The 22,270-nt window shown below is 67.4% G+C and carries 22 protein-coding genes; 5 read left to right on the top strand and 17 right to left on the bottom strand.

The features are described from left to right. Window positions 1–70 precede the first annotated feature (70 nt). The 9 genes from AL3_RS16100 to argC all read right to left on the bottom strand — a co-directional run bounded on the left by AL3_RS16100 (window position 71) and on the right by argC (window position 9,446). Entirely contained in the window at window positions 71–604 is a 534-nt protein-coding gene (locus tag AL3_RS16100) for a pyridoxine/pyridoxamine 5'-phosphate oxidase (protein WP_066302946.1), read from the bottom strand. 114 nt (window positions 605–718) lie between these two features. Continuing rightward, the gene (argH, locus tag AL3_RS16095) at window positions 719–2,182 is read right to left on the bottom strand and encodes an argininosuccinate lyase (RefSeq protein ID WP_066302944.1); all 1,464 of its coding nucleotides are present in this window, start codon (window positions 2,180–2,182) and stop codon (window positions 719–721) included. Window positions 2,183–2,186: 4 nt separating this feature from the next. After that, on the bottom strand, window positions 2,187–3,395 hold the full coding sequence (locus AL3_RS16090; RefSeq protein WP_066302939.1) for an argininosuccinate synthase: 1,209 nt from the start codon (window positions 3,393–3,395) through the stop codon (window positions 2,187–2,189). Between the two features lie 128 nt (window positions 3,396–3,523). Continuing rightward, complete coding sequence (locus AL3_RS16085; protein WP_066302938.1) at window positions 3,524–4,054, bottom strand: arginine repressor; 531 nt, start codon at window positions 4,052–4,054, stop codon at window positions 3,524–3,526. A 2-nt stretch (window positions 4,055–4,056) separates the two neighbouring features. Further along, window positions 4,057–5,022 carry an ornithine carbamoyltransferase gene (gene argF / locus AL3_RS16080; protein ID WP_066302937.1) on the bottom strand — a complete coding sequence of 322 codons (966 nt, stop codon included), beginning with the start codon at window positions 5,020–5,022 and terminating at the stop codon, window positions 4,057–4,059. Continuing rightward, window positions 5,019–6,287 (bottom strand): acetylornithine transaminase, encoded by a 1,269-nt coding sequence (locus AL3_RS16075; RefSeq protein WP_066302932.1) that lies wholly within the window; start codon window positions 6,285–6,287, stop codon window positions 5,019–5,021. Before AL3_RS16075 ends, argF begins: the two co-directional genes overlap by 4 nt. After that, on the bottom strand, window positions 6,284–7,210 hold the full coding sequence (gene argB, locus AL3_RS16070) for an acetylglutamate kinase (RefSeq protein WP_066302923.1): 927 nt from the start codon (window positions 7,208–7,210) through the stop codon (window positions 6,284–6,286). Before argB ends, AL3_RS16075 begins: the two co-directional genes overlap by 4 nt. 11 nt (window positions 7,211–7,221) lie before the next feature. Next, window positions 7,222–8,415, bottom strand: coding sequence for a bifunctional glutamate N-acetyltransferase/amino-acid acetyltransferase ArgJ (gene argJ, locus AL3_RS16065; RefSeq protein WP_066302921.1), 1,194 nt, complete (start codon window positions 8,413–8,415; stop codon window positions 7,222–7,224). Continuing rightward, window positions 8,415–9,446, bottom strand: coding sequence for an N-acetyl-gamma-glutamyl-phosphate reductase (gene argC / locus AL3_RS16060; protein WP_066302919.1), 1,032 nt, complete (start codon window positions 9,444–9,446; stop codon window positions 8,415–8,417). Before argC ends, argJ begins: the two co-directional genes overlap by 1 nt. Window positions 9,447–9,599: 153 nt before the next feature. On the opposite strand from argC, the gene AL3_RS16055 reads away from it, so the two are divergent. Both AL3_RS16055 and AL3_RS16050 read left to right on the top strand, forming a co-directional pair. Continuing rightward, the gene (locus AL3_RS16055) at window positions 9,600–10,565 is read left to right on the top strand and encodes a quinone oxidoreductase family protein (protein WP_066302917.1); all 966 of its coding nucleotides are present in this window, start codon (window positions 9,600–9,602) and stop codon (window positions 10,563–10,565) included. A gap of 225 nt (window positions 10,566–10,790) precedes the next feature. Next, window positions 10,791–11,123, top strand: coding sequence for a TfoX/Sxy family protein (locus tag AL3_RS16050; protein ID WP_066302915.1), 333 nt, complete (start codon window positions 10,791–10,793; stop codon window positions 11,121–11,123). Here the strand turns inward: AL3_RS16050 and AL3_RS16045 are convergent. From AL3_RS16045 to pheS, 3 genes are all read right to left on the bottom strand, one after another. Next, the gene (locus AL3_RS16045; RefSeq protein ID WP_246168705.1) at window positions 11,120–11,740 is read right to left on the bottom strand and encodes an HAD family hydrolase; all 621 of its coding nucleotides are present in this window, start codon (window positions 11,738–11,740) and stop codon (window positions 11,120–11,122) included. The two genes, AL3_RS16050 and AL3_RS16045, sit on opposite strands and share 4 nt — an antisense overlap. A gap of 76 nt (window positions 11,741–11,816) precedes the next feature. Beyond that, a complete protein-coding gene (gene pheT / locus AL3_RS16040) occupies window positions 11,817–14,360 on the bottom strand; it encodes a phenylalanine--tRNA ligase subunit beta (protein WP_066302913.1) in 2,544 nt (847 codons plus the stop codon). Then, a complete protein-coding gene (gene pheS, locus AL3_RS16035) occupies window positions 14,361–15,437 on the bottom strand; it encodes a phenylalanine--tRNA ligase subunit alpha (protein ID WP_066302911.1) in 1,077 nt (358 codons plus the stop codon). A 177-nt stretch (window positions 15,438–15,614) separates the two neighbouring features. On the opposite strand from pheS, the gene AL3_RS16030 reads away from it, so the two are divergent. Next, on the top strand, window positions 15,615–16,118 hold the full coding sequence (locus AL3_RS16030; RefSeq protein ID WP_066302910.1) for a hypothetical protein: 504 nt from the start codon (window positions 15,615–15,617) through the stop codon (window positions 16,116–16,118). A gap of 72 nt (window positions 16,119–16,190) precedes the next feature. Beyond that, a complete protein-coding gene (locus tag AL3_RS16025) occupies window positions 16,191–17,294 on the top strand; it encodes an Rv2578c family radical SAM protein (protein WP_083521828.1) in 1,104 nt (367 codons plus the stop codon). A gap of 147 nt (window positions 17,295–17,441) precedes the next feature. On the opposite strand, the gene AL3_RS16020 is transcribed toward AL3_RS16025, so the two are convergent. Beyond that, a complete protein-coding gene (locus AL3_RS16020) occupies window positions 17,442–17,891 on the bottom strand; it encodes a (deoxy)nucleoside triphosphate pyrophosphohydrolase (protein WP_066302909.1) in 450 nt (149 codons plus the stop codon). Between the two features lie 220 nt (window positions 17,892–18,111). Here AL3_RS16020 and AL3_RS16015 point away from each other — a divergent pair, with 220 nt between their 5' ends. Further along, window positions 18,112–19,371, top strand: coding sequence for an MFS transporter (locus AL3_RS16015; RefSeq protein WP_083521832.1), 1,260 nt, complete (start codon window positions 18,112–18,114; stop codon window positions 19,369–19,371). Here the strand turns inward: AL3_RS16015 and AL3_RS16010 are convergent. From AL3_RS16010 to rpmI, 4 genes are all read right to left on the bottom strand, one after another. Further along, complete coding sequence (locus tag AL3_RS16010; RefSeq protein WP_066302907.1) at window positions 19,268–20,239, bottom strand: cation diffusion facilitator family transporter; 972 nt, start codon at window positions 20,237–20,239, stop codon at window positions 19,268–19,270. The genes AL3_RS16015 and AL3_RS16010 overlap by 104 nt on opposite strands. Before the next feature lie 52 nt (window positions 20,240–20,291). Next, window positions 20,292–21,194 (bottom strand): TrmH family RNA methyltransferase, encoded by a 903-nt coding sequence (locus AL3_RS16005; RefSeq protein ID WP_066302906.1) that lies wholly within the window; start codon window positions 21,192–21,194, stop codon window positions 20,292–20,294. Between the two features lie 18 nt (window positions 21,195–21,212). Further along, window positions 21,213–21,884 carry a 50S ribosomal protein L20, sunset domain variant gene (rplT, locus tag AL3_RS16000; protein ID WP_066302904.1) on the bottom strand — a complete coding sequence of 224 codons (672 nt, stop codon included), beginning with the start codon at window positions 21,882–21,884 and terminating at the stop codon, window positions 21,213–21,215. 124 nt (window positions 21,885–22,008) lie between these two features. Then, on the bottom strand, window positions 22,009–22,203 hold the full coding sequence (gene rpmI / locus AL3_RS15995) for a 50S ribosomal protein L35 (RefSeq protein WP_055240480.1): 195 nt from the start codon (window positions 22,201–22,203) through the stop codon (window positions 22,009–22,011). Between the last annotated feature and the right edge of the window lie 67 nt (window positions 22,204–22,270).

The raw sequence follows: 22,270 nt of genomic DNA, 5'->3' as shown, positions 1-22,270 counted from the left end.
CTAGGGTGGGCGCGTCCGGTCTGGAAGGCCGTTGACGTTGAAACCGCCGCCGCGGGCCCGTGGCTGCGGATCAGTGAGCTGCTGTGCGCGGGAGACGGTAGCGGATGTGGTTGCGGTCTGCCCGGGCCTGCCAGAATTCGGTTTCCAGCGGTTGCAGGGCGTAGAGCTGCCAGGCCGGGTTCGGGGTGCCGTCCGCACCGGGCCGGTCGTCCCAGTCCGCAGCGGAAGCGTCCGCCGACAGCGGCACCACGCTACCGGCGACGCGGACCTGCCGGCCCAGCGGCTGCCAGAAGAAGTTCATCGCAGCGCGCGGGTTGGCAGCCAGCTCCCGGCCCTTGCGCGAGGTGCGGGCGGTGGCGAACTGCCAGCCGTCGTCGTCGAGGTCCTTCAGGATCAGCATGCGGGCGGACGGGCTGCCGGCTGCGTCTGCGGTGGCAAGGGAGAAGGCGTGCGGCTGTGGGATTCCGGCGGCCAGGGCCTCATCCAGCCAGAGCCGGAAGAGCTCCGCGGGGTCATCCGGCGCGGTGTCCGGGTCAAAGTCAGGGAGCGTCGCCGGAAAGTCGGGCAGGGCGCGCAGCATGCGCCGGAACTCGGGGTTGGGCATAACGCCACGCTATCCCCTCTCCCCCAGGAAAAACGAGAGGCCAGTTGCGGCTGCTTTGAGGGCTCAAAGCGGCCGTAACTGGCCTCTCGATAGAGCGGGGAGGACGGGGTGGAGCTACACCGGGAAGCCGCGGACGGCGTCGACCTGCTTCTTCAATTCCGTCAGCTGCGCCTCGACGGCGGAGCGGGCAGTTCCGCCCTGCGCACTGCGGCTGTCCAGCGACCCTTCGGTCGAGAGCACCGTGCGGACCTCCGGGGTGAGGTGCGCCGAAATTCCGGCATATTCCTCGTCGGTCAGGTCCCAGAGTTCGACGCCGCGGGATTCGGCCAGCTTCACGGCGGCACCGGAGAGTTCATGTGCCTCGCGGAACGGCACACCCTGGCGCACCAGCCATTCGGCGATGTCGGTGGCCAGGGCAAAGCCCTGCGGAGCCAGGGACTGCATGCGTTCGGTGTTGAAGACCAGGGTGGCGATCATGCCGGAAACGGCCGGGAGCAGCAGCTCCAGGGTATCCGTGGCGTCGAAGACCGGTTCCTTGTCCTCCTGCAGGTCCCGGTTGTACGCCAGGGGCAGGCCCTTGAGCGTGGCCAGCAGCCCGGTGAGGTCGCCGATGAGGCGGCCGGCCTTGCCGCGGGCCAGCTCGGCGACGTCCGGGTTCTTCTTCTGCGGCATGATCGAGGAGCCGGTGGAGAACGCGTCGTCGAGCGTGACGAAGGAGAATTCCTTGGTGGCCCAGAGAATGATCTCTTCGCTGATGCGGGAGAGGTCCACACCGATCATGGCGGCCACCCAGGCATACTCGGCGTAGACGTCACGCGAAGCGGTGCCGTCGATCGAGTTCCAGGCAGCGGAGTCGAAGCCAAGGTCCGCGGCCACGGCGTTGGGATCCAGCCCCAGCGAGGAACCGGCCAGGGCGCCGGAGCCGTACGGTGACACAGCGGCGCGCTTGTCCCAGTCGGCCAGGCGCTGCACGTCACGCAGCAGGGCCCAGGCATGGGCCAGCAGGTGGTGGCTGAGCAAAACCGGCTGGGCGTGCTGCAGGTGGGTGCGGCCGGGCATGGCCACCCCCAGGTGCTTTTCGGCCTGTTCCACCAGGGCGTCCACGGTTGCCAGCACACCGGCCGCCACAATCCGGGCGTGGTCGCGCAGGTACATCCGGCCCAGGGTGGCGATCTGGTCGTTGCGGGAGCGGCCGGCGCGGAGCTTGCCGCCCAGCTGCGGGCCGGCGCGTTCGATCAGGCCGCGTTCCAGCGAACCGTGCACGTCCTCGTCGGAATCGGCCGGGAGGTAGGCGCCGGAGCGCACATCGGCGTCGAGCGCGTCCAGCGCCTGAAGCATGCCGGCCAGCTCGGCGTCGTCGAGCAGTCCCGCTTTGTGCAGCACCCGGGCATGCGCCCGGGAGCCGGCAATGTCATAGCCGGCAAGCCGCCAGTCGAAATGGGTGGATTTACTCAGGGCTGCCAGCGCGTCGGCCGGACCGCCGGCGAAGCGGCCGCCCCACAGAGCACCCTGGACCGTTGAACCGGAGCCTCCCGGCTGCTGGGCCGCTGATTCGATTGACGGCTTGCCGTTATGCATGTGCTTACTTTCCTTCGGCCAGGCGCAGGTCGCGGGCCGACGCTACCTTGGAGGACATCCCGAACAGCTCGATGAACCCGCGGGCCATGGACTGGTCGAAGGTGTCGCCGGTGTCGTAGGTGGCCAGGTTGAAGTCGTACAGGGAGGACTCGGAGCGGCGCCCGGTGACCGTGGCGCGGCCGGCGTGCAGATCCATGCGGATGTCGCCGGAGACGTACTGCTGGGTGTCCGCGATGAAGGCATCCAGGGAGTTCTTCAGCGGGGAGAACCACTGGCCGTCGTAGACCAGCTCGGTCCAGCGCTGCCCGACGGTCTTCTTGAACCGGGCCTGCTCGCGCTCGACCGTGACGTTTTCGAGTTCGCGGTGCGCGGCCATCAGGGCCATCGCGCCGGGAGCCTCGTAGATTTCACGGCTCTTGATGCCCACCAGGCGGTCTTCGACGATGTCGATGCGGCCGATGCCTTGGGCGCCGGCGCGGCGGTTCATCTCTTCGATGGCCTGCAGCGGGGTGACGGGCTTGCCGTCGATGGCGACGGGGACGCCTGCCTTGAACGTGATGACCACTTCGTCGGCGGCGATCCCGGAGTCGGGATCGGAGGTGTACTCGTACACGTCCGGGGTGGGGGCGTTCCAGATGTCTTCCAGGAAGCCGGTTTCCACGGCGCGTCCCCAGACGTTGGCGTCAATGGAGAACGGGTTCTTCTTGGTGGTGACGATCGGGAGGTTCTTCTCCTCGGCGAAGGCGATGGCCTTGTCGCGGGTCAGTGCCAGGTCGCGGACGGGTGCGATGCACTTCAGGTCCGGGCCCAGGGTCTGGATGCCGACCTCGAAGCGGACCTGGTCGTTGCCCTTGCCGGTGCAGCCGTGCGAGACGGTGGTGGCACCGAATTCGCGGGCTGCGGCCACCAGGTGCTTGACGATCACCGGGCGGGACAGCGCGGAGACCAGCGGGTAGGAATCCATGTACAGGGAGTTGGCCTGCAGCGCGGGCATGCAGTACTCGGCGGCGAACTCGTCGCGGGCGTCGGCCACGTAGGCTTCGACGGCTCCGCAGTCGAGCGCACGCTGGCGGATGGTCTCCAGCGACTCGCCGCCCTGTCCGACGTCGACCGCCACGGCGATGACTTCGGCGCCGGTTGCCTCGGCGATCCAGCCGATGGCCACTGACGTATCCAGGCCACCTGAGTAGGCCAGAACAATACGTTCGCTCACGAATGTGCTCCTCTTGCGATTGGTGCAGCGGGGGTGCTGCGTTGGGTATGAAAAGTTGGGAAACAGTTGGGAAATCCGGAAACCAGTGAGGCCCGGTGGCCGGGCTCACGCCCGGGCAGGATCAGCTTCTACAGTATTCGATTGTCCGGGGCCTGCCCGCTGGCGGTCGCCTCATCGGCGATGCTCAGGAAGCGGGCCGCCAGTTCGCCGCCGCCGTCGGGATCCCGGGTGACCAGCAGCACGGTGTCGTCCCCGGCCAGGGTGCCCAGAATGGATGGCATCACCGAGTGGTCGATCGCCAGCGCCAGGAAGTTGGCGGCTCCGGGCGGGGTGCGCAGCACCACGATGTTCCCGGACGCTTCGGCCGTGACCAGCAGTTCGCCGCAGAGCCTGGCCAGCCGCGAGTCGAGCACCTCCTGCCCGATCCCGGACTGCGGGGTCCGTTCGCCGCCCTCGGAGGGGACGGCGTAGACCAGCACGCCGTCCTTGCCGCGCATCCGCACGGCGCCGAGCTCCACCAGGTCGCGGGAGAGCGTGGCCTGGTTGACCTGTACGCCGTCGTCCGCCAGCAGCGCGGCCAGCTCGGCCTGCGACCGGACCGACAGGCCGGTCAGCAGGGCACGGATGCGCGCCTGCCGGGCTGTTTTGGTGGCGGGCATGGTCACAGCGCGCGCTCCGGCACTCCGGTGAGGCCGGACTTGGCCATCAGCCAGAGCATCAGGGCTTTCTGGGCGTGCAGCCGGTTCTCCGCCTCGTCCCAGACCAGGGACTGCGGTCCGTCGATCACGTCGGCGGAAATCTCGTAGCCGCGGTAGGCGGGCAGGCAGTGGAGCACGACGGCGTCATCCGCGGCGTGCGCCATGGCTTCGCTGTCCACGGCGTACTCCCGGAAGAGATCCTGCCGGGCGGCCTTTTCCTCTTCCTGCCCCATGGACACCCAGGTGTCGGTGGCGACGACGTCGGCTCCGGCCAGCGCCTCCGCAGCGTCAGTGGTGATCAGCACCGATCCCCCGGTTTCCTCGGCTCGCGCCGCGGCGGCGTCGACAACCAGCGGATCCGGCAGGTAGCCCATGGGTCCGGCAACCCGCACATGCATACCGGCGGTGACGCCGGCCAGCAGGTAGGAGTTGGCCATGTTGTTGGCGCAGTCCCCGAGGTAGGTCAGGGTGAGGCCGGCCAGGGTGCCTTTGTGCTCGCGGATGGTCATCAGGTCCGCGAGGAGCTGGCAGGGGTGGTAATCGTCGGAGAGCGCGTTGATCACCGGTACCGAGGAGTTCGCAGCCATTTCTTCCAGCCCGGACTGCGCGTAGGTGCGCCAGACGATGGTGGACACCATCCGCTCCATGACCTTCGCGGTGTCCGCCACGGATTCCTTGTGCCCCAGCTGGGATTCACCGGCACCGATGATCAGCGGCACCCCGCCCAGGTCGGAAATGCCGGCAGCAAAGGAAATCCGGGTGCGGGTGGAGGTCTTGTCGAAGATGACCGCCACGGTCTTGCGTCCGGTGGAGTCGCCCGCATACGGCTGGTATTTGTAGCGGTCCTTTTTCAGGGCATCGGCGAGGTCCAGGACCTCGGTCTGCTCGGCCTGCGTCAGGTCGGTGTCAACAAGGAAATGGCGGGTCATGACTGTCCAATCGTTGTGGCAGCAGCGGCTTTCAGGATGGCAGGGAGTTCGTCGGTGAAGCTCATCGCCTGGTCAACGCCCAGGATCAGCGGCGGTGCCAGGCGCAGGGTGTGCGGTCCGGTGGCATTGATGATGAAGCCGGCCTCGAGCGCGGCCGTGACAGCTGCCGGGGCAATCTCCTGGTCCAGGTCGATGCCGATCAGCAGTCCGCGCCCGCGGACCGAGCTGACCCCGTCCACTTTCCGCAACGCCCCACGGAGCTGTTCCCCCGTGGTGTTGACGTTGGCGAGCACGTCCTGGGACTCGATGGCGGCCAGTGTTGCCAGCGCCGCCGCCGTCGCCACCGGGTTGCCGCCGAAAGTTGTTCCGTGCTGGCCGGCGGTGAGCAGGGAGGAAGCCTTTTCCCCGAACGTGATCAGCCCGCCGATGGGGAAACCTGCGCCCAGGCCCTTGGCCAGGGCCATGGCGTCCGGCAGCACGCCTTCGGAGGCGAACCAGGTGCCGGTGCGGCCAATACCGGTCTGCACTTCGTCGAAGATGAGCAGCGCGCCGGCGGCCTGGGTGATCTCCCGGGCGGCCTGGAGGTAACCCTCGGGCGGCAGGTGCACGCCGGCCTCACCCTGGATCGGTTCCATAAACACGGCAGCAACGGTCTCGTCGACTGCGGCGCGCAGTGCCTCAACGTCGCCGTAGGGGATGTGCTCGACGCCGGCGGGCAGCGGTTCAAACGGTTCCCGGTAGGCGGCCTTGGCGGTCAGGGCCAGTGCGCCCATGGTCCGGCCGTGGAAGGCGTGGTCCATGGCGATGATGCGGCTGCGTTCGGGGGTGGAGTTGCGGCGGGCCAGCTTGAACGCCGCCTCGATGGCTTCGGTCCCGGAGTTGGAGAAGAACACCTTGGAACCCTCGGGCGCCTGGGCCAGCTGCAGGAGCTTCTCGGCCAGGGCAATCTGGGGAGGGCTGGTGAAGAAGTTCGAAACGTGGCCCAGTGTGTTCAGCTGGCTGGCGATGACCGAGGTGACGAACGGGTGGGCGTGGCCCAGCGCGTTGACCGCGATTCCGCCCAGCAAGTCAAGGTAGGCCTTGCCGTCGGCGTCCCAGACGTAGCAGCCGTGCCCGCGCACCAGCACACGCTGGGGGGTCCCGAAAACACCCATCAGCGACTTACCGTAGCGGGCCAGCCAGTCGCTGCCGGTGCCGGTCAGCTCGGTGAGTTCGGGGCCGGCGGGAGCGATGTCCGCGCCCGGTGCCTTGGGGATGCTGCTCATACGCTCTCTCCGTCCGGAACGATCTGGGTGCCGATGCCGGCGGTGGTGAAGACTTCCAGCAGCATGGAATGGGCCATGCGGCCGTCGACGACGGCTGCCCGGTCCACACCGCCGTCGACGGCGGCCAGGCAGGCTTCCATCTTGGGAATCATGCCCGATTCCAGTGTGGGCAGCATCTGCCGCAGTTCACCGGCGGTGAGTGCGGAGATGAGCGAGGATTTGTCCGGCCAGTTGGCGTAGAGGCCTTCGACGTCGGTGAGCACCACCAGCCGGGAGGCGCCCAGGGCGACGGCCAGGGACGCCGCGGCGGTGTCGGCGTTGACGTTGAGCACCTGTCCGGTGGGTGCGCCTGCGGTGTCGATTTCCGGGGCGACGGTGGAGATCACGGGGATCCGTCCGGCCTCGATGAGGTCCAGGATCGCGCCGGGGTTCACGCCGACGACTTCGCCCACAAGCCCCAGGTCCACTTCCTCGCCGTCCACGACGGTTCCGGTGCGGACGGCCTGCAGCAGCCCGCCGTCTTCGCCGGAAAGGCCGACGGCGTAGGGCCCGTGGGAGTTGATCATGCCAACCAGCTCGCGGCCAACCTGGCCGGTGAGGACCATCCGTACGGCGTCCATGGCTTCGGGAGTGGTGACCCGGAGGCCGCCCTTGAACTCGGATTTGATGCCCAGCCGGGCCAGCAGCGCACTGATCTGCGGGCCGCCGCCGTGCACCACCACGGGATGCACCCCTACGTGGTGCAGGAAAACGATGTCCTCGGCGAACGCCTGGCGCAGCTCATCGTTGACCATGGCGTTGCCGCCGTATTTGATCACCATGGTGCTGCCGGCAAAGCGCTGGATCCAGGGCAGTGCCTCGATCAGCGTTGCCGCTTTGTCCTGCGCGGCGAGCTGTTCGCGGGCTTCGTTGGGAGTGCTCATAGGGTCCTCGATCAGCTGCTGTAGGCGGAGTTTTCGTGGACGTAGTCCGTGGTCAGGTCATTGGTCCAGATGGTCGCGGTTTCGCTGCCGGCGCCCAGATCGATTTCCACGCTCACGGCCCGGCCGCTGAGGTCCACGTCTTCGCGCGGGTCCCCGATGCCGCCGTTGCGGCAGACCTGGACTCCATTAATGGAGACGTTGATCTGCTCCGGTTCAAAGGCAGCGTCCGTGGTGCCCACGGCGGACAGGACCCGGCCCCAGTTCGGGTCGTTGCCGAAGATGGCGGTCTTGAAGAGGTTGGAGCGGGCGACGGCGCGGGACGCGGTCTCGGCGTCGGCCACCGTTGCGGCGTTGAGGGTGGTGATGGCGATGTCGTGGCTGGCACCCTCGGCGTCGGTGATCAGCTGCTGGGCCAGGGAATGGCATACCCCGGTCAGGCCGCGGGTGAACTCATCGGTGTCCGGGGTGGTGCCGGAGGCTCCGGAGGCCATCAGCACCACGGTGTCATTGGTGGACATGCAGCCGTCGGAGTCGGTCCGGTCGAAGGTGACCGTGGTGGCGGCGCGCAGGGCCGCATCCAGGCTGGCGGCGTCGAGCCGTGCGTCGGTGGTCAGGACCACCAGCATGGTGGCCAGCCCGGGCGCGAGCATGCCGGCACCCTTGGCCATACCGCCGATCCGGTAGCCGGTGCCGGCGAAACCTGCCTGCTTGGACACGGAGTCCGTGGTCATGATGGCTTCGGCGGCCAGCGCCCCGCCGTCGCTGGTCAGGGCCTTGGCTGCCGCCTCAGCGCCGGGCAGCAGCTTGTCCATCGGAAGCTGTTCGCCGATCAGGCCGGTGGAGCAGACCAGCACGTCGCCGGCGGACACGCCCAGCAGTTCGGCGACCTTTTCCGCGGTGGCGTGGGTGTTCTGGAAGCCCTGCGGTCCGGTGCAGGCGTTGGCTCCGCCGGAATTCAGGAACACGGCGTCGGCCCGTCCGTCGGAAATCACCTGACGGGACCAATGCACTGGAGCAGCTGCCACCCGGTTGGTGGTAAACACGGCGGCAGCTGCCTTGGCGGGGCCGTCGTTGACCACCAGGGCGACGTCGCGGCCGCCGGATGCCTTCAGCCCGGCGGTGATGCCTGCAGCCCGGAAGCCTGCGGGCGCGGTGATGCCGGTTGCCGGTGCGGTGACGCTGGAGGGGTTGGTTTCGGTGCTCATTACGGTGCTACTCCCTGCAGGGTGAGGCCGGCGCCCTCTTCGAGGCCGAGGGCGATGTTCATGGACTGGACGGCGCCGCCGGCGGTGCCCTTGGTGAGGTTGTCGATCACGGCGGAGACAATAACGCGGCCCGCATGCGGATCGAAGGCGAGCTGCAGTGCGGCGTAGTTGGACCCCACCACCATCTTGGTGGCCGGCCACTGGCCCTCGGGCAGCACCCGGACGAACGGTTCATTGGCGTAGGCGGTTTCCCAGGCCGAGCGCAGGGCGGCGGCGTCGACGCCGGGGCGGACCTTCGCCGTCGCGGTGGTGAGGATGCCGCGGGCCATGGGTGCCAGCGTCGGGGTGAAGGAAATGGAGACCTGCTCCCCCGCTGCGGCGGAGAGGCCCTGCTCGATTTCGGGGGTGTGCCGGTGTCCGCCGCCGACACCGTAGGGGCTCATGCCGCCCATGACTTCGGAGCCGAGCAGGTGCGGCTTAGCTGCTTTGCCCGCACCGGAGGTGCCGGACGCGGCCACGATCACGACGTCGTCGGGCTCCAGCAGTCCGGCGGCGAAGCCGGGGGTCAGGGCCAGCAGCGAAGACGTCGGGTAACAGCCGGGGACGGCGATCCGCTTGGCGCCGCGGAGGATTTCGCGGTGGCCGGGCAGTTCCGGAAGGCCATAGGGCCAGCTGCCGGCGTGCGGGGAGCCGTAGAACTTTTCCCAGGCGGCGGGATCGGTGAGCCGGTGGTCGGCACCGGCGTCGATCACCAGGGTGTCCGCGCTCAGCTGGGCGGCGATTTCGGCACTGGCGCCGTGCGGAAGCGCCAGGAAGACGACGTCGTGCCCTGCCAGGTGCTCCACCGTGGTGTCCACCAGGATGCGGTCAGCCAGGGCGTGCAGGTGCGGCTGCAGTTCGCCGAGCCGGGAACCGGCATTGCTGTGGGCGGTGATGGCGCCAATTTCGACGCCGGGGTGGCCGGCGAGCAGGCGCAGGACCTCTCCCCCGGCGTAGCCACTGGCTCCTGATACGGCAACGGAAATCGTCATGTTCACCACACTACAACAACTTTATGCAAGACCCTTCATATTTATGCATTGTGACCGGAATGGGCTTTTTCCACGGTGTCTTGCCGGGCCGGGGCCTACGATGGTTCCCAATTGATGCCAGGCAGACGCACCCCCGAACGGAAGAGGCAACCCATGCACAAAGCCATTGTCGTCCCATCAGCCGGCGGGCCCGGCGTCCTGCGCTATGAAGATGTGGATCTGCCGGTTCCCGGCCCGAACGAGCTGCTCGTTAAGGTGGCCGCCGCCGGGGTGAACTTCATCGACACCTACCAGCGCAGCGGTGTCTACAAGATGCACTACCCCTTCATCCCCGGTTCGGAGGCTGCCGGCACGGTGGTGTCCGCGGGCCTGGACGTGGCTGCGTTCCGCGAAGGGGACCACGTGGCCACCGCCGAGGGCGGCGGTGCCTACTCCGAGTACATGCTGCTGGACGCGGACAAGGCCCTGCCGGTGCCGCGCGGCGTGGATATCAAGGTGGCGGCCGCTCTGCCGCTGCAGGGGATTACAGCCCACTACCTGTGTAATTCGACCTACCCCGTGCAGTCCGGGGAAACGGTCCTCACCCATGCCGGGGCCGGCGGCGTCGGCCTGCTGCTGATCCAGCTGCTGAAGGCCAAGGGCGCCACGGTGATCACCACGGTGTCCAGCGATGAGAAGGAAGAACTGGCGCGCGGCGCCGGCGCCGACCACGTGCTGCGCTACGACGGCTTCGCGGACCGGGTGCGCGGGCTGACGAACGGCCAGGGTGTGGATGTGGTGTTCGACGGCGTGGGCAAGGCAACCTTTGACGGTTCCCTGGCCAGTCTGCATCCGCGCGGCATGATGGTGCTCTTCGGCGGGGCGTCCGGACAGGTGCCTCCGTTCGACATCCAGCGGCTGAACGCCCTGGGCTCCCTCTACCTGACCCGGCCGACCATTCGGGACTACCTGCGCAGCGCCGAGGAACGGCAGTGGCGGGCCCGGGAACTGTTCGAGATGGTCGAGGCCGGTACCCTGGATGTGCGGATCGGGGCAACCTATCCCCTGGCCGAGGCCGCTCAGGCGCAGGCGGATCTGGAGGGCCGGAAGACCACGGGCAAGGTGCTGCTGGTTCCGTAGGGGGTTGCGGGCAGCTGCCTTCCTGGTTTCGCTCCGGTTTGTGACAATCGCTCCGGTTCGCGGCGGAGCGATTGCCACAAAGCGGAGCGATTCCGGGACACGGTTGGTTAGCCCTCGGTTAGCTGCTCGTAGGCATGGGCATAAGCACCTCGTCGCTGGTGGAGAGCCGGAAAACGGATCAGACGGATCCGGTCGGCAACCGTCCGTAGCGGAAGGCGGCAGCACATGCAGACGGACCCGGCACGAGATGCCCTGGCAGAACGCATCCGGCAGCGCCTTGCCTCATACCCGGACGTCCGGGAGAAAAACATGTTCGGCGGCGTGGCCTTTATGGTGGACGGCGGCCTGGCCGTCTCCGCGGGCCGCGGCGGAGACCTGCTGGTACGGGTGGATCCGTCAGATTACCGGGATCTGCTCACCGCCGGCGGCCAGCCTGCATATATGGGCGGGGGCAGGCCGATGGGCGAAGGATGGATGAACGTCCCCCTGGACATCATCGCGGACGATGAGGTCCTGGGCTGGTGGATCGCCGTCGGCCGCACGTCCAGGGACAGTTAGGCAGGATCCGCGGGCTGGGCCAGCTCCTGCCTTAGGTCGGTGTCCCCCGTATGCAGGACCACCCTCATCCCAAGCGCTCTGGCTGCTTCAATATTCGCGGAATTGTCGTCAATGAAGACTACGTCTTCCGCCGCAGCTCCGAGGCCGTTCAGGACATGCCGGTAGATCTGCGGGTCCGGTTTGACCATGCGCAGCCTGCCGCTGAAATAGCGGGCGGCGAAGAAGGCCGGCCAGGAAGCATCCGACTCGTACCGGTAAGACATCTCCGCGGGCATGTTTGAGAGCAGCGCCAGCTGCGCGCCCTCCGCTGCCAGGAACTCCAGGACTTCCAGCGTTCGTGGATTGAGCCGGGACCACTGCCGCGCGTCCAGCTCTTCGAGCCGGGCCAGCTCAACCCCGCGGACCCGCCGGCCGAGCACCGAAGCCCAGTACTCCGCCGGACTCAGCGAGCCGCCGTCGTACTCCAGCCGGGTGGCCCAATAGGAACTCGACGCGGGCTGCAGATCCATTCCGGTGGCCTCCCGGAGCGCGTCCCAGTCCTCGGGCAGCGGCGCGGCAGAAATCACCATGCCGTAGTCGAAGAGATACCAGGTGCCGGGGCGGGAAAGAGTACTCACCCGCTCCAAGCTAGCAAAACGCGCAAGCCCCCGCCGGAAAGTCCGGCGGGGGCTTGCGGCTTGTCAACGGACGAACCTACCGCTGCACGGCACCAAACCGCTCGGCAGCCAGCGCGACGGCGGCGGCCCGGGACTCGGAGGCCTCGTCAGCGGTCAGCGTGCGGTCGGCTGCACGGAAGCGCAGGGCGAAGGCGAGGGATTTGTGCCCCTCGTCGATGCCCTTGCCCGCATACACATCAAACAGCGCGATGTCTTCCAGCAGTTCCCCGGCGCCTTCGCGCAGGGTTTCCAGGACGGTTTCGGCCGGGATCTCCTCGGCCACCACCAGGGCCACGTCCTGCGTGGTCGCCGGGTACGCGGAGATTTCCCGGGCAACGATCACATCCGGCGCGGCGTCGAACAGCGCGGCGGCGTTGATCTCCAGTGCCACGGTGCGGGCCGGCATGTCCCGGGCCGCGAGCAGCTTCGGATGCAGTTCACCGGCGTAACCCACGGCTTCACCGCTGCGCAGCGAGATCTTCGCGGTGCGTCCCGGGTGGAAGGCCTGGTGTTCGCCCTGGCTGATCACCAGTTCAACACCCAGCACGTCGCCCATGAGGCGGGCGGTGTCGACGGCGTCGGCCCAGTCCCACGTGCGCGGGGCATGGCCGGCGCCGGCCGGCGACTCGTGGCCGGTGAAGAGCACGCCGATGTGCAGCGGCTGATCCGGAATGCCGTTGTACAGCGCATCCAGGACCTCTTCTGAGGGTTTGACGCCCAGCGGCGGAATCGACTCGGTGCCGGTCCGTTCGCCGGGCAGGAAAACCGCCGCGGACTCGAACAGTGCCAGGTCCCGGAAGCCGCGTGAAAGGTTGCGCTTGGCGACGTCGAACAGGCCCGGCAGCACCGAGGTGCGCAGGTAGCCGAACTCGGCGCTGAGCGGGTTCGCCAGCTTCAGGGCCGGACGCTGCTCACCGGCAACCGGCGTGCCGAAGGTGTTGTTGTCCTCTTCCGTCACGAACGGGTAGGACAGCACTTCGGTGAGACCGGAGGCGGCCAGTGACTGCAGCAGGCGGCGGCGCTGCTGCTGCATGCGGGTCAGGCCGCGTCCGGGCGGCGCCACCGGCAGCGTGGACGGAATCTGGTCGTAGCCCACCAGCCGGATGATTTCCTCGGTGAGGTCCTCCCGGGTTTCCAGGTCCGGCCGCCAGCTCGGGGGCGAAACCCGGTAACCGCCGTCGGCCTTCTCCACGTCCGCACCCAGGTCCGCCAGGGTGCCGGTGATCTGCTCTTCGGTGAAGTCATAGCCGATCAGCTGCGCCGGGAAACCGGCGGGCAGGAAAATGCTCCGCGGTTCGGGCGCGGTTCCGGCGTCGGTGATGGATTCGTCGGCAGTGCCGCCGGCAAGTTCCACCAGCAGGTCAACGGCGCGCTGCGCGGCGACGTCGGCAACGTACCAGTCCACGCCGCGCTCGAAGCGCTTGGACGCTTCGGAGGGCAGCTTATGACGGCGGCGCGAACGGCCGATGCTGACGTCGTCGAAGTGCGCGGCCTCGATCAGGACGTTCCGGGTGGTGTCAGAGGCCTCGGTGCTGGCCCCGCCCATCACGCCGGCGATGCCGATGGCACCGGATCCGTCGGTGATCAGCAGGTCCTCGGGATCGAGGGTGCGGACCTTGTCATCCAGGGTTTTGATGGTCTCGCCCGGGGTGGCACGGCGGACCGTGATCTCGCCGGTGAGCTTGTCCAGGTCGTAGCAGTGCAGCGGCTGGCCCAGTTCGAGCATCACGTAGTTGGAGATGTCCACGATCAGCGAGATGGACCGCATGCCGGCCAGGCGCAGCCGCGCAGCCATCCACGGCGGCGTTGGGCGGGTGGGATCGACGCCGCGGACGGTGCGGGCGACGAACCGGTCGCAGCCGGGCTTGCCGTAGATCGGCGCTTCGTCGGCCAGGCGCACCGGGTATCCGGCGCCGTCGGCTTCCGGAACCTCCACCGTGGCGGCGGGGTCGGTGAACTTGGTGCCCGTGGCGTGCGCGTATTCGCGGGCAGCACCACGGATCGAGAAGACGTAGCCTCGGTCCGGGGTGACGTTGATTTCGGCTGCCTGGTCGTAGAGACCGAGCAGTTCCATCGCGTCGGTGCCGATTTCCGGATCAAGGCCCAGGGTGGAGAGTACCAGGATGCCGTCATGGTCTTCGCCGATGCCCAGTTCGCGCACGGAGGCGATCATGCCCGCGGAGACGTGGCCGTAGGTCTTGCGCGGGCTGATGCGGAAGTCCCCGGGCAGCACGGCGCCGGGCAGGGTGACAACCACCTTGTCCCCGACCTCGAAGTTGTGCGCACCGCAGACGATGCCCTGGATCCCGGACGGATCGATCCCGTCGCCGGTCAGCGTCTGCTCGGCGCCTTCGGGCACCACGCGGACGGTGCACCAGTTGATGGTTTTGCCGTTCTTCTGCGGCTCCGGCTCCTTGGAGAGCACCTGGCCAACAACGATCGGGCCCTGCAGCTCGTCGGTGGGACGGTGGACGTCCTCCTCCTCGAGGCCAACCTTCACCAGTTCTGCCATAACGTCTTCGGCGGTTGCATCCGCCGGAACCTGGGCATACTCGCGCAGCCAGGAAAGTGGGATTCTCACTTAGATCTCCATCCCGAAGTGTTCGCTGAAACGTACGTCGCCTTCAATCATGTCCCGCATATCCGTAACCTCGTTGCGGAACATCAGGGCACGCTCGATGCCCATGCCAAAGGCAAAACCTGAGTAGACCTCGGGGTCGATGCCCGCTGCGCGCAGCACATTGGGGTTGACCATGCCGCAGCCGCCCCACTCGATCCAGCGCGGGCCGCCCTTGGCGCCGGGGTGCCAGATGTCCAGCTCAGCGCTGGGCTCGGTGAAGGGGAAGAAGTTCGGGCGCAGGCGGACCTTGGCCTCGTCGCCGAACAGCACCCGGGTGAAGTGCTCCAGGGTGCCGACCAGGTCTGCCATGGTCAGGCCCTTGTCGATGGCCAGGCCTTCGAACTGGTGGAACACGGGGGTGTGCGTCGCGTCGAGTTCGTCGGTGCGGAACACCTTGCCCGGGCAGAGCACGTAGATCGGCAGGTCGCGTTCGAGCATGGAGCGGACCTGCACCGGTGAGGTGTGGGTGCGCATGAGCAGGTGCGCTTCCGGTGGCTCCACGAAGAAGGTGTCCTGCATTTCGCGGGCCGGGTGGTCCGGCTTGAAGTTCAGTGCATCAAAGTTGAACCACTCGGATTCAACCTCGGGGCCTTCGGCGATTTCCCAGCCCATGCCCACGAAAATGTCGCTGACGCGGTCCTGCAGGGTGGAAAGCGGGTGGCGCCCGCCGATGCGGCGGCGGCGCGGGGCGGCAGTGACGTCCACGGCTTCCTCGACGAGGATCCGGGCATCCCGCTCGGCCTCCAACTCGACGGTGCGGGCGGCGAGCGCCTGGTTGATCCGTCCCCGGGCCGGGCCGACGACCTTGCCTGCCGCAGCCTTCTGCTCCTTGGGGAGTCCGCCGATCTGCCGGTTGGCCAGGGCCAGCGGCGACTTCTCACCGGTGACAGCGATGCGGACGTCCTTGAGGGCGTCCAGGTCGGCGGCGGAGCTGATGGCTGCGAGCGCTGCGTCGACGGCGGCCGCGACCGCCGGCTCGTCCAGCGGGTTGGGTGCCGCGGTGTCTGGGGAGTCCATCCCCGGTATGGAATTCGACATGTACCGTTCTTACCTGTTTCCGGCCGTGTTGATGGCTGTTCGATGGCTGTTCAGTGGCTGTTCAAGGAACGCTGGTCCGCAGGCGGGAACTGAAAAAGCCTGCGGCTACCAGTCTAACCAACGAACACCTGGCCGCCGGGCAGTGTGAAGGCGCTCAGTCCGCCCTACCATTGGCCCATGACTTTGGCGCAGGACTCCAGCACCGGCACGGGCACAGGCGCAGCCACCGGCGGCCATCGGCTGCGCCGCGCGCTGAATCTGGTCAACGGAACGACGGCGGCGGGGATCATCGTGGCGCGGATTGGCGGGGTGCGGCCGCGGCGCGGCCCGGATGGGGTCCTGCTCGCCGGTGGCTGGAAACACCGGCTCCCGCATGCCGCCGCTTTCACCCTGGGCAACGTGGTTATCTACCGGCCGCGGGTTTCCGCTGCATTCGATCCCTCCCCGGCAGGGTCTGCCTCTCCCCTGCTGCGGCACGAGGCCCGGCACTGCACCCAATACGCCCTGCTGGGCCTGGCCTTCCTGCCGCTGTACTTCGCCGCTGCGGGCATTTCCGTGCTGCGCTCCGGCGATCCGGCGTCGTCGAACCCCTTTGAAATCCTGGCCGGGCTCGACGACGGCGGCTACCGGCGCCCCGGCGCGGCGCCCGGCGCTCCCGGCCGTTCCTCCAATCCCGGCTAACGAACTCCAGATGGCGCGGGAGCACGGCACTGCACCACTGACAGTTATTCGAACATATGTTCTAATGGTTGGATGAGGTGGCAGCAGCAGGAACCCAAGGCCGCACCCGCAGCAGATGCGCTGCTTCCCCTGCAGGGGCTGGTCAGATCAGTTCAGACCCCGGCCTTCGCCGGCGTGACCTTCCACGAAGTCCTGGCGAAATCCGTACTGAACAAGGTACCCAAGTCCTCCTCCATGCCCTTTGGGTGGACCGTGAATCCGTACCGCGGCTGCAGCCATGCCTGTGTGTACTGCTTTGCCCGTAAAACGCACAGTTACCTGGACCTGGATTCCGGGGCCGATTTCGACAGCCAGCTGGTCGTGAAGACCAACACCGGCGAGGTGCTGCGCCGGGAGCTGGCCAGGCCGTCCTGGAACCGCGAGCACGTGGCAATGGGCACCAACACCGATCCCTACCAGCGTGCCGAGGGGCGCTACAAGCTCATGCCCGGGATCATCCGTGCCCTGGCGGACAGCGGCACGCCGTTCTCCATCCTCACCAAGGGCACCCTGCTGGCACGGGACCTTCCCCTCTTGACCGAAGCCGCTGCGCAGACTCCGATCAGCATGGGCATCTCGCTGGCCCTGCTGGACCCGGACCTTGCCTCCCGCGTGGAGCCGGGAACACCGTCGCCCAGGGCCCGCCTGGAACTGATCAGCCGGATCCGGGACGCCGGCATGGAGTGCAACGTGATGGCCATGCCCATCCTCCCGTGGCTGACCGACGGCGACGAGTCTTTGGACGCGCTTTTCTCCGCCCTGGCCGCCGCTGGAGCGTCCTCAGTGACAGCCGGCGCGCTGCACCTCCGCCCCGGCGCGCGGGAGTGGTACCGGCAATGGCTGGCCCGGGACTATCCGCAGCTGGGCGCAAAGTACGATGCTCTCTACGCCGGCGGTTCCTACGCCTCTAAGGAGTACCGCACCTGGCTCGCCGGACGCCTCCGGTTCTTCAAAGCCCGTCATGGATTCGACGGCGCCAACCGGTTCCTCGCCACCCGGGCCGCGGGGCAGGGGCCCGGGCATCCGCCCGCAGTTCCGGAGCCGCTGCCTGCTCTGTCCGGACTGCCTGCTCGGTCTGGGCTGCCTGCTCGGTCTGGACTGCCGCGCGTTCCGGCTGCAGCTGGAACCCTGTTCTAAACCCGTTCACGCAGCCCGTTGACCGGCTGGCCCCGCCCGGATGTCGCGGCGCCGGGGGTTGACCCGCATCAGTCTCTGTCCGGCTCAACTGGGTCCGGCTCAGCTGGGGACCGGCTCAGCTGGGAACCGGCTCAGCTGGGGACCGGCTCAGCCCCTGAGGGCAGGATTCCGCACACCGGCGGCCTGCAGCATGGCCGAGACAATGGGAAGATCCGCGGGAATCCAGGGCAGCTGCGCGAGGTCGGGCGAGTCGAGCCGGACCCAGCGCAGTTCGTCGTGATCCTCAAGCGGCTGCGGCTCGCCGGCACTGAGCTGGACCAGCCAGACGCGCATGGCGGCGGACTGGTTCAGCGGCCAGCCCTGCGCCAGGGGTCCGGCGATCTCGGCACCCAGGGACACCTCAACTCCCAGCTCTTCGGCCAGTTCGCGGTGCAATGCGGCTTCACACGTTTCGTTGGGCTCCACCTTCCCGCCGGGAAACTCCCACATTCCGGCATACTGCTCGGGTGCGGACCGCCGGGCGGCCAGAAGGCTGCGTGGACTGCGAAGGTCGTCAACGATCGCGGCGCCGACCACCTGCTTCAACTCTGGATTCAACACAGCTCGAGTCTACGGTCCCCGCTGCACTACACTGGACGGCGATGGTTTAATGCCGTCCCCGGCCCGGTTTCTCGCAGCAGAGTTGTCGCTGCGGGTTTTCCGTTGGTTTTTCCGGCGCGGAATACCGGCAGCCTCTCCCCCTGCAGCTTGGCCATCCATGCGCGTCCGTGTCTCCACGGCTCCGCGGCTCACCGCTGATCCGAAAGCACCACACCCCATGCCCTCACCGAGCACCCCGGCTTCCAAAACCCGTCATGCCGCCCTGGCCATCACTGCCCTGGCCGCCGGCGGCTTCGCCATTGGCACCACGGAGTTCGCCATCATGGGCCTGCTGCAGGAAATGGTGACCGACCTTGGTATCTCCGTTCCTGCGGGCGGGCACGTCATCTCCGCCTACGCCCTCGGCGTTGTGGTCGGGGCTCCGCTGCTGGCGGCCCTCGGCGCCAAGATGCCGCGCAAGCGGCTGGCCCTGGGCCTGATGGCTTTCTTTGCCGTTGCCAACCTCTCCTCATTCATCGCCCCGGACTACGGCTGGCTGCTGGTCACCCGGTTCCTGTCCGGGCTTCCGCACGGCGCCTTCTTCGGAGTGGCTGCCGTGATTGCCGCGTCCCTGGTGGCACCTACCCGGCGCGGCTGGGCCATCTCCATGGTGATGCTCGGCTTGAGCGTCGCCAATGTGATCGGCGTTCCTTTCGCGACCTGGCTGGGCCAGCAGGCAGGCTGGCGCTGGATGTTCGTGCTCGTCGGGGCGATAGCCCTGGTCAGCGTGGCCCTGGTTGCCCGGTTCGTGCCGTTCCAAGCGGCCCATCCCGATGCCAGCATCCGGCGTGAGCTCAGCGCCCTGCGCCGGATACAGGTGTGGCTGGCGCTGCTGGTCGGCACTGTTGGCTTTGGCGGGTTCTTCGCCGTTTACACCTACATCTCACCCACCATGACCGAGGTGGCAGGCCTCCCGCTCTCCGTGCTGCCGCTGATCGTGGGCCTGTACGGCGTGGGACAGGTGGTCGGCAACGTGGTCGGCGGCAGGATCGCTGACCGGTCCGTGATGGGCAGCATTTACGCGGTGCTGGCCGGCACCGCCGTGATCCTGGCGGTTTATGCCTGGGCGGTGCAGTACAAGGCCGGCGCCATCATCCTGGTTTTCCTGGTTGGTGCCGTCGGTTCCGCACTGACCCCGGCCCTGCAGACCCGCCTGCTGGACGTCTCCCCGGGAGCACCGTCACTGGCTTCGTCGCTGAACCATGCGGCCCTGAACGTCGCCAATGCCCTGGGTGCCATGGTGGGCGGCCTGGTCATCGCCTGGGGCTGGGGGTTCCGGTCCCCTGCCGTCGTGGGTGCTGTCCTGGCCCTGCTGGGCCTGGGCATCGCTCTGCTCAGCGGGGCGCTGGACCGCCGTCGGACGAGGCTGGGCCTGGAAGGTCCCCTTCAGCCCGCGGACGGTACAGATCCGGTTCCAGATAAATCACAGTCCTTGTAGGCATGGCGGCGGAGCGGATCCGGGCTTCTGCGGCGTTGATCGCCCGGGCAATCTGCTCTCCGGTTTCGCCCTCGCTGACGGAGATCTTCGCTGCTACGAGGAGCTCGTCCGGGCCCAGGTGCAGGGTCTTGAGGTGGATGATGCGGGTTCCGTCTTCGGTGATGGCGGACTCGATCTGCCGGACCATCGGCGCCGCGGCTGATTCTCCGAGCAGCAGCGACTTGGTTTCAAGCGCCAGGACCGCAGCGATAGCCACGAGCAGGACACCGATCATCGCTGTGCCCAGGGCGTCCCAGATGCCGTTGCCGGTGATCAGGGTCATGCCCACCCCGAAGAGCGCGAAAACCAGCCCGAGCAGGGCACCAAAATCCTCCAGCAGGATCACGGGCAGTTCCGGGGCTTTCGCAGTGCGGACAAACTGCACCCAGCCCTGGGTTCCGCGGACGTGGTTGGATTCCCGAATGGCGGTGCGGAAGGAGAACGATTCAGCGATGACCGCCCCGGCGAGGACGGCCAGGGGTACCCACCACCAGAATCCTTCGATGGGATGCGGGTCCTGCCATTTGGAGTACGCCTCGTACAGGGCGAACAGGCCGCCCACGCTGAAGAGCACGATCGAAACGATAAACGCGTAGATGTAGCGTTCCCGCCCATATCCGAACGGATGCTCGGGGCTGGCTTGGCGGCGTGCCCGTTTCCCTCCGATCAGCAGCAGGATCTGATTTCCCGAGTCGGCTACAGAGTGGATTGCTTCCGCCAGCATCGAGGAGGAACGGGTCAGGAAGAAGGCCAGGAATTTGAGGGCCGCGATGACCAGGTTCGCGATCAGCGCTGCTACTACAGCCTTCGTCCCGCCGCTGGCAGCCATACAGCCTCCCTAGACGCCTGAGGTCATGCTCCCTCTGGGAACCCTGCCTACTTTAGCGGTTTTGGGCGCGGGCGGAGGCGTAGAGGCACACGGTTGCGGCGGTGCCGACGTTAAGGCTTTCAGCCTGTCCGTAGACGGGGACGGCAACCCGGTGGCCTGCGGCATCCAGTTCGTCCTGGGAGAGCCCCTGGGCTTCGTTGCCGAAAAGCCAGGCGGTCGGATTCTCCAGGCGGGGATCAGCTCCATCCGCGACATCAGCGTCAGGCGCCAGCCGGCGGAGCGCCGAGGCGTCCTGCAGCTTGTCCAGGTCCTGGTCCCCGTACCCGTCAGCGGCGAGGATCGTGATGCCGGCGTCCTGCAGCGCACCGGCAAGTTCAGCGAACTCCACGCCGGAGACAACGGGAAGGTGGAAAAGTGAGCCGGCGGTGGACCGGACGGCCTTGGGATTATGGATGTCAACGCTGGAGGCCGTCAGGATCACAGCGTCAGCGCCAGCCGAGTCCGCGGCCCGCAGGATGGTTCCCGCATTTCCCGGATCGCGCACCTCGCACATCACGGCAAGCAGCTTCGGGCGGAGCGCCAGGACGTCGCTGAGCGCCGGGGACTCGATCCGGCAGACAGCCACGATTCCCTGCGGCGAGACCGTATCGGCCATGGCGGCCAGGACTTCGTCCGTGGCGAGCCGCAGCGGCAGTCCCTGGCTAAGTTCAGCCAGTTCCGGCAGGCGCTCCAGGCAGGCAGCAGTCGCGAAGACTTCAAGCACGACGCCGGTACGGCCTGAGCCGGCGGCGTTACGGTGCGCAACAAGAGCTTCCCGTACGGCCTGAGGTCCTTCAGCGAGGAACCGGCCGGTCTTTAAACGCGCCGGACGCCCCGCCAGCTTCGCTGCTTCCTTCACCCGATCAGCTCGGGGATTGGACATCAGCGGCGCTGGGGAGCGTCCGGCGTCAAACATGTTCAGCAGATACCGAACTTAGCCCTGGAACTTCTGGCGGGCTTCGCCGCCAGCAGGCTCCAGGCCGGCAGCCTTGGCTGCTTCCACGGAGTTGAACCAGTACTCGGCTTCAGTCTGCTCGTACCAGGTGGAACCCGGAACGTGGTACTTGCCGGTCGCGGCACCCTTAATAACAAAGCCCTCGGGAGCTTCGCCCTCGGAAGCTTTGAAACCGCCGTCTGCAACGGTGGCGGTGGCGGCCGGGGCAGCCTTCGCAGCCGGAGCAGCCTTAGCAGCCTTGGCCGGAGCCTTCTTGGCAACCGGAGCCGCGGCAGCGGCCGGAGCGGAGGTGTCGGACGGGAGGGCATCCTTGGCAACCTGAACCAGGGTGGCGAACGCGTTGGCGTCGTTCACGGCCAGCTCGGCGAGCATACGGCGGTCAACCTCGATCTCGGCAGCCTTCAGGCCCTGGATCAGACGGTTGTAGGTGAGGCCGTTGGCGCGGGATGCAGCGTTGATGCGCTGGATCCAGAGGCGGCGGAAGTCACCCTTGCGCTTGCGGCGGTCACCGTAGCTGTACACGTACGAGTGCAGCAGCTGCTCTTTGGCCTTGCGGACCAGGCGCGAACGCTGTCCGCGGTAGCCCTTGGCGCGCTCGAGGATTACCCGACGCTTCTTATGGGCGTTAATCGCCCGCTTCACACGTGCCACGTGCGTACTCCTTAGAAATATGTCCCGCGCACTTTTTCACTGTGCGGTGGCCTGCAGGAGGCCACGGGAAAACTAGATGGTTGGTGGAACAGTCCTTTGGCGGACCGCCCGATGGAAGGATCGGCTACTTGCCGAGCATCTTCTTGATGACCTTTGCCTCGCCCGGGGTGACAATCTTGTCACCGGCGAGACGGCGGGTCAGGCGGGAGGACTTGTGCTCCAGGTAGTGGCGGCGGTTGGCCTGCTGGCGCTTGAGCTTGCCGGTACCGGTCAGCTTGAAGCGCTTCTTGGCGCCACTGTGGGTCTTCATCTTCGGCATGACTACCGATCTCCTTTTGATTTCCGCGGGACAAGCCCGCGGGGATATGGGCACCTGTAAAAGGTGT

Source organism: Arthrobacter luteolus NBRC 107841 (assembly GCF_001552075.1).
In the GTDB taxonomy this organism is placed as follows: domain Bacteria; phylum Actinomycetota; class Actinomycetes; order Actinomycetales; family Micrococcaceae; genus Arthrobacter_B; species Arthrobacter_B luteolus.
Note: the sequence above shows the minus strand (reverse complement) of the source record. Positions and strands in the feature narration are given on the sequence as shown.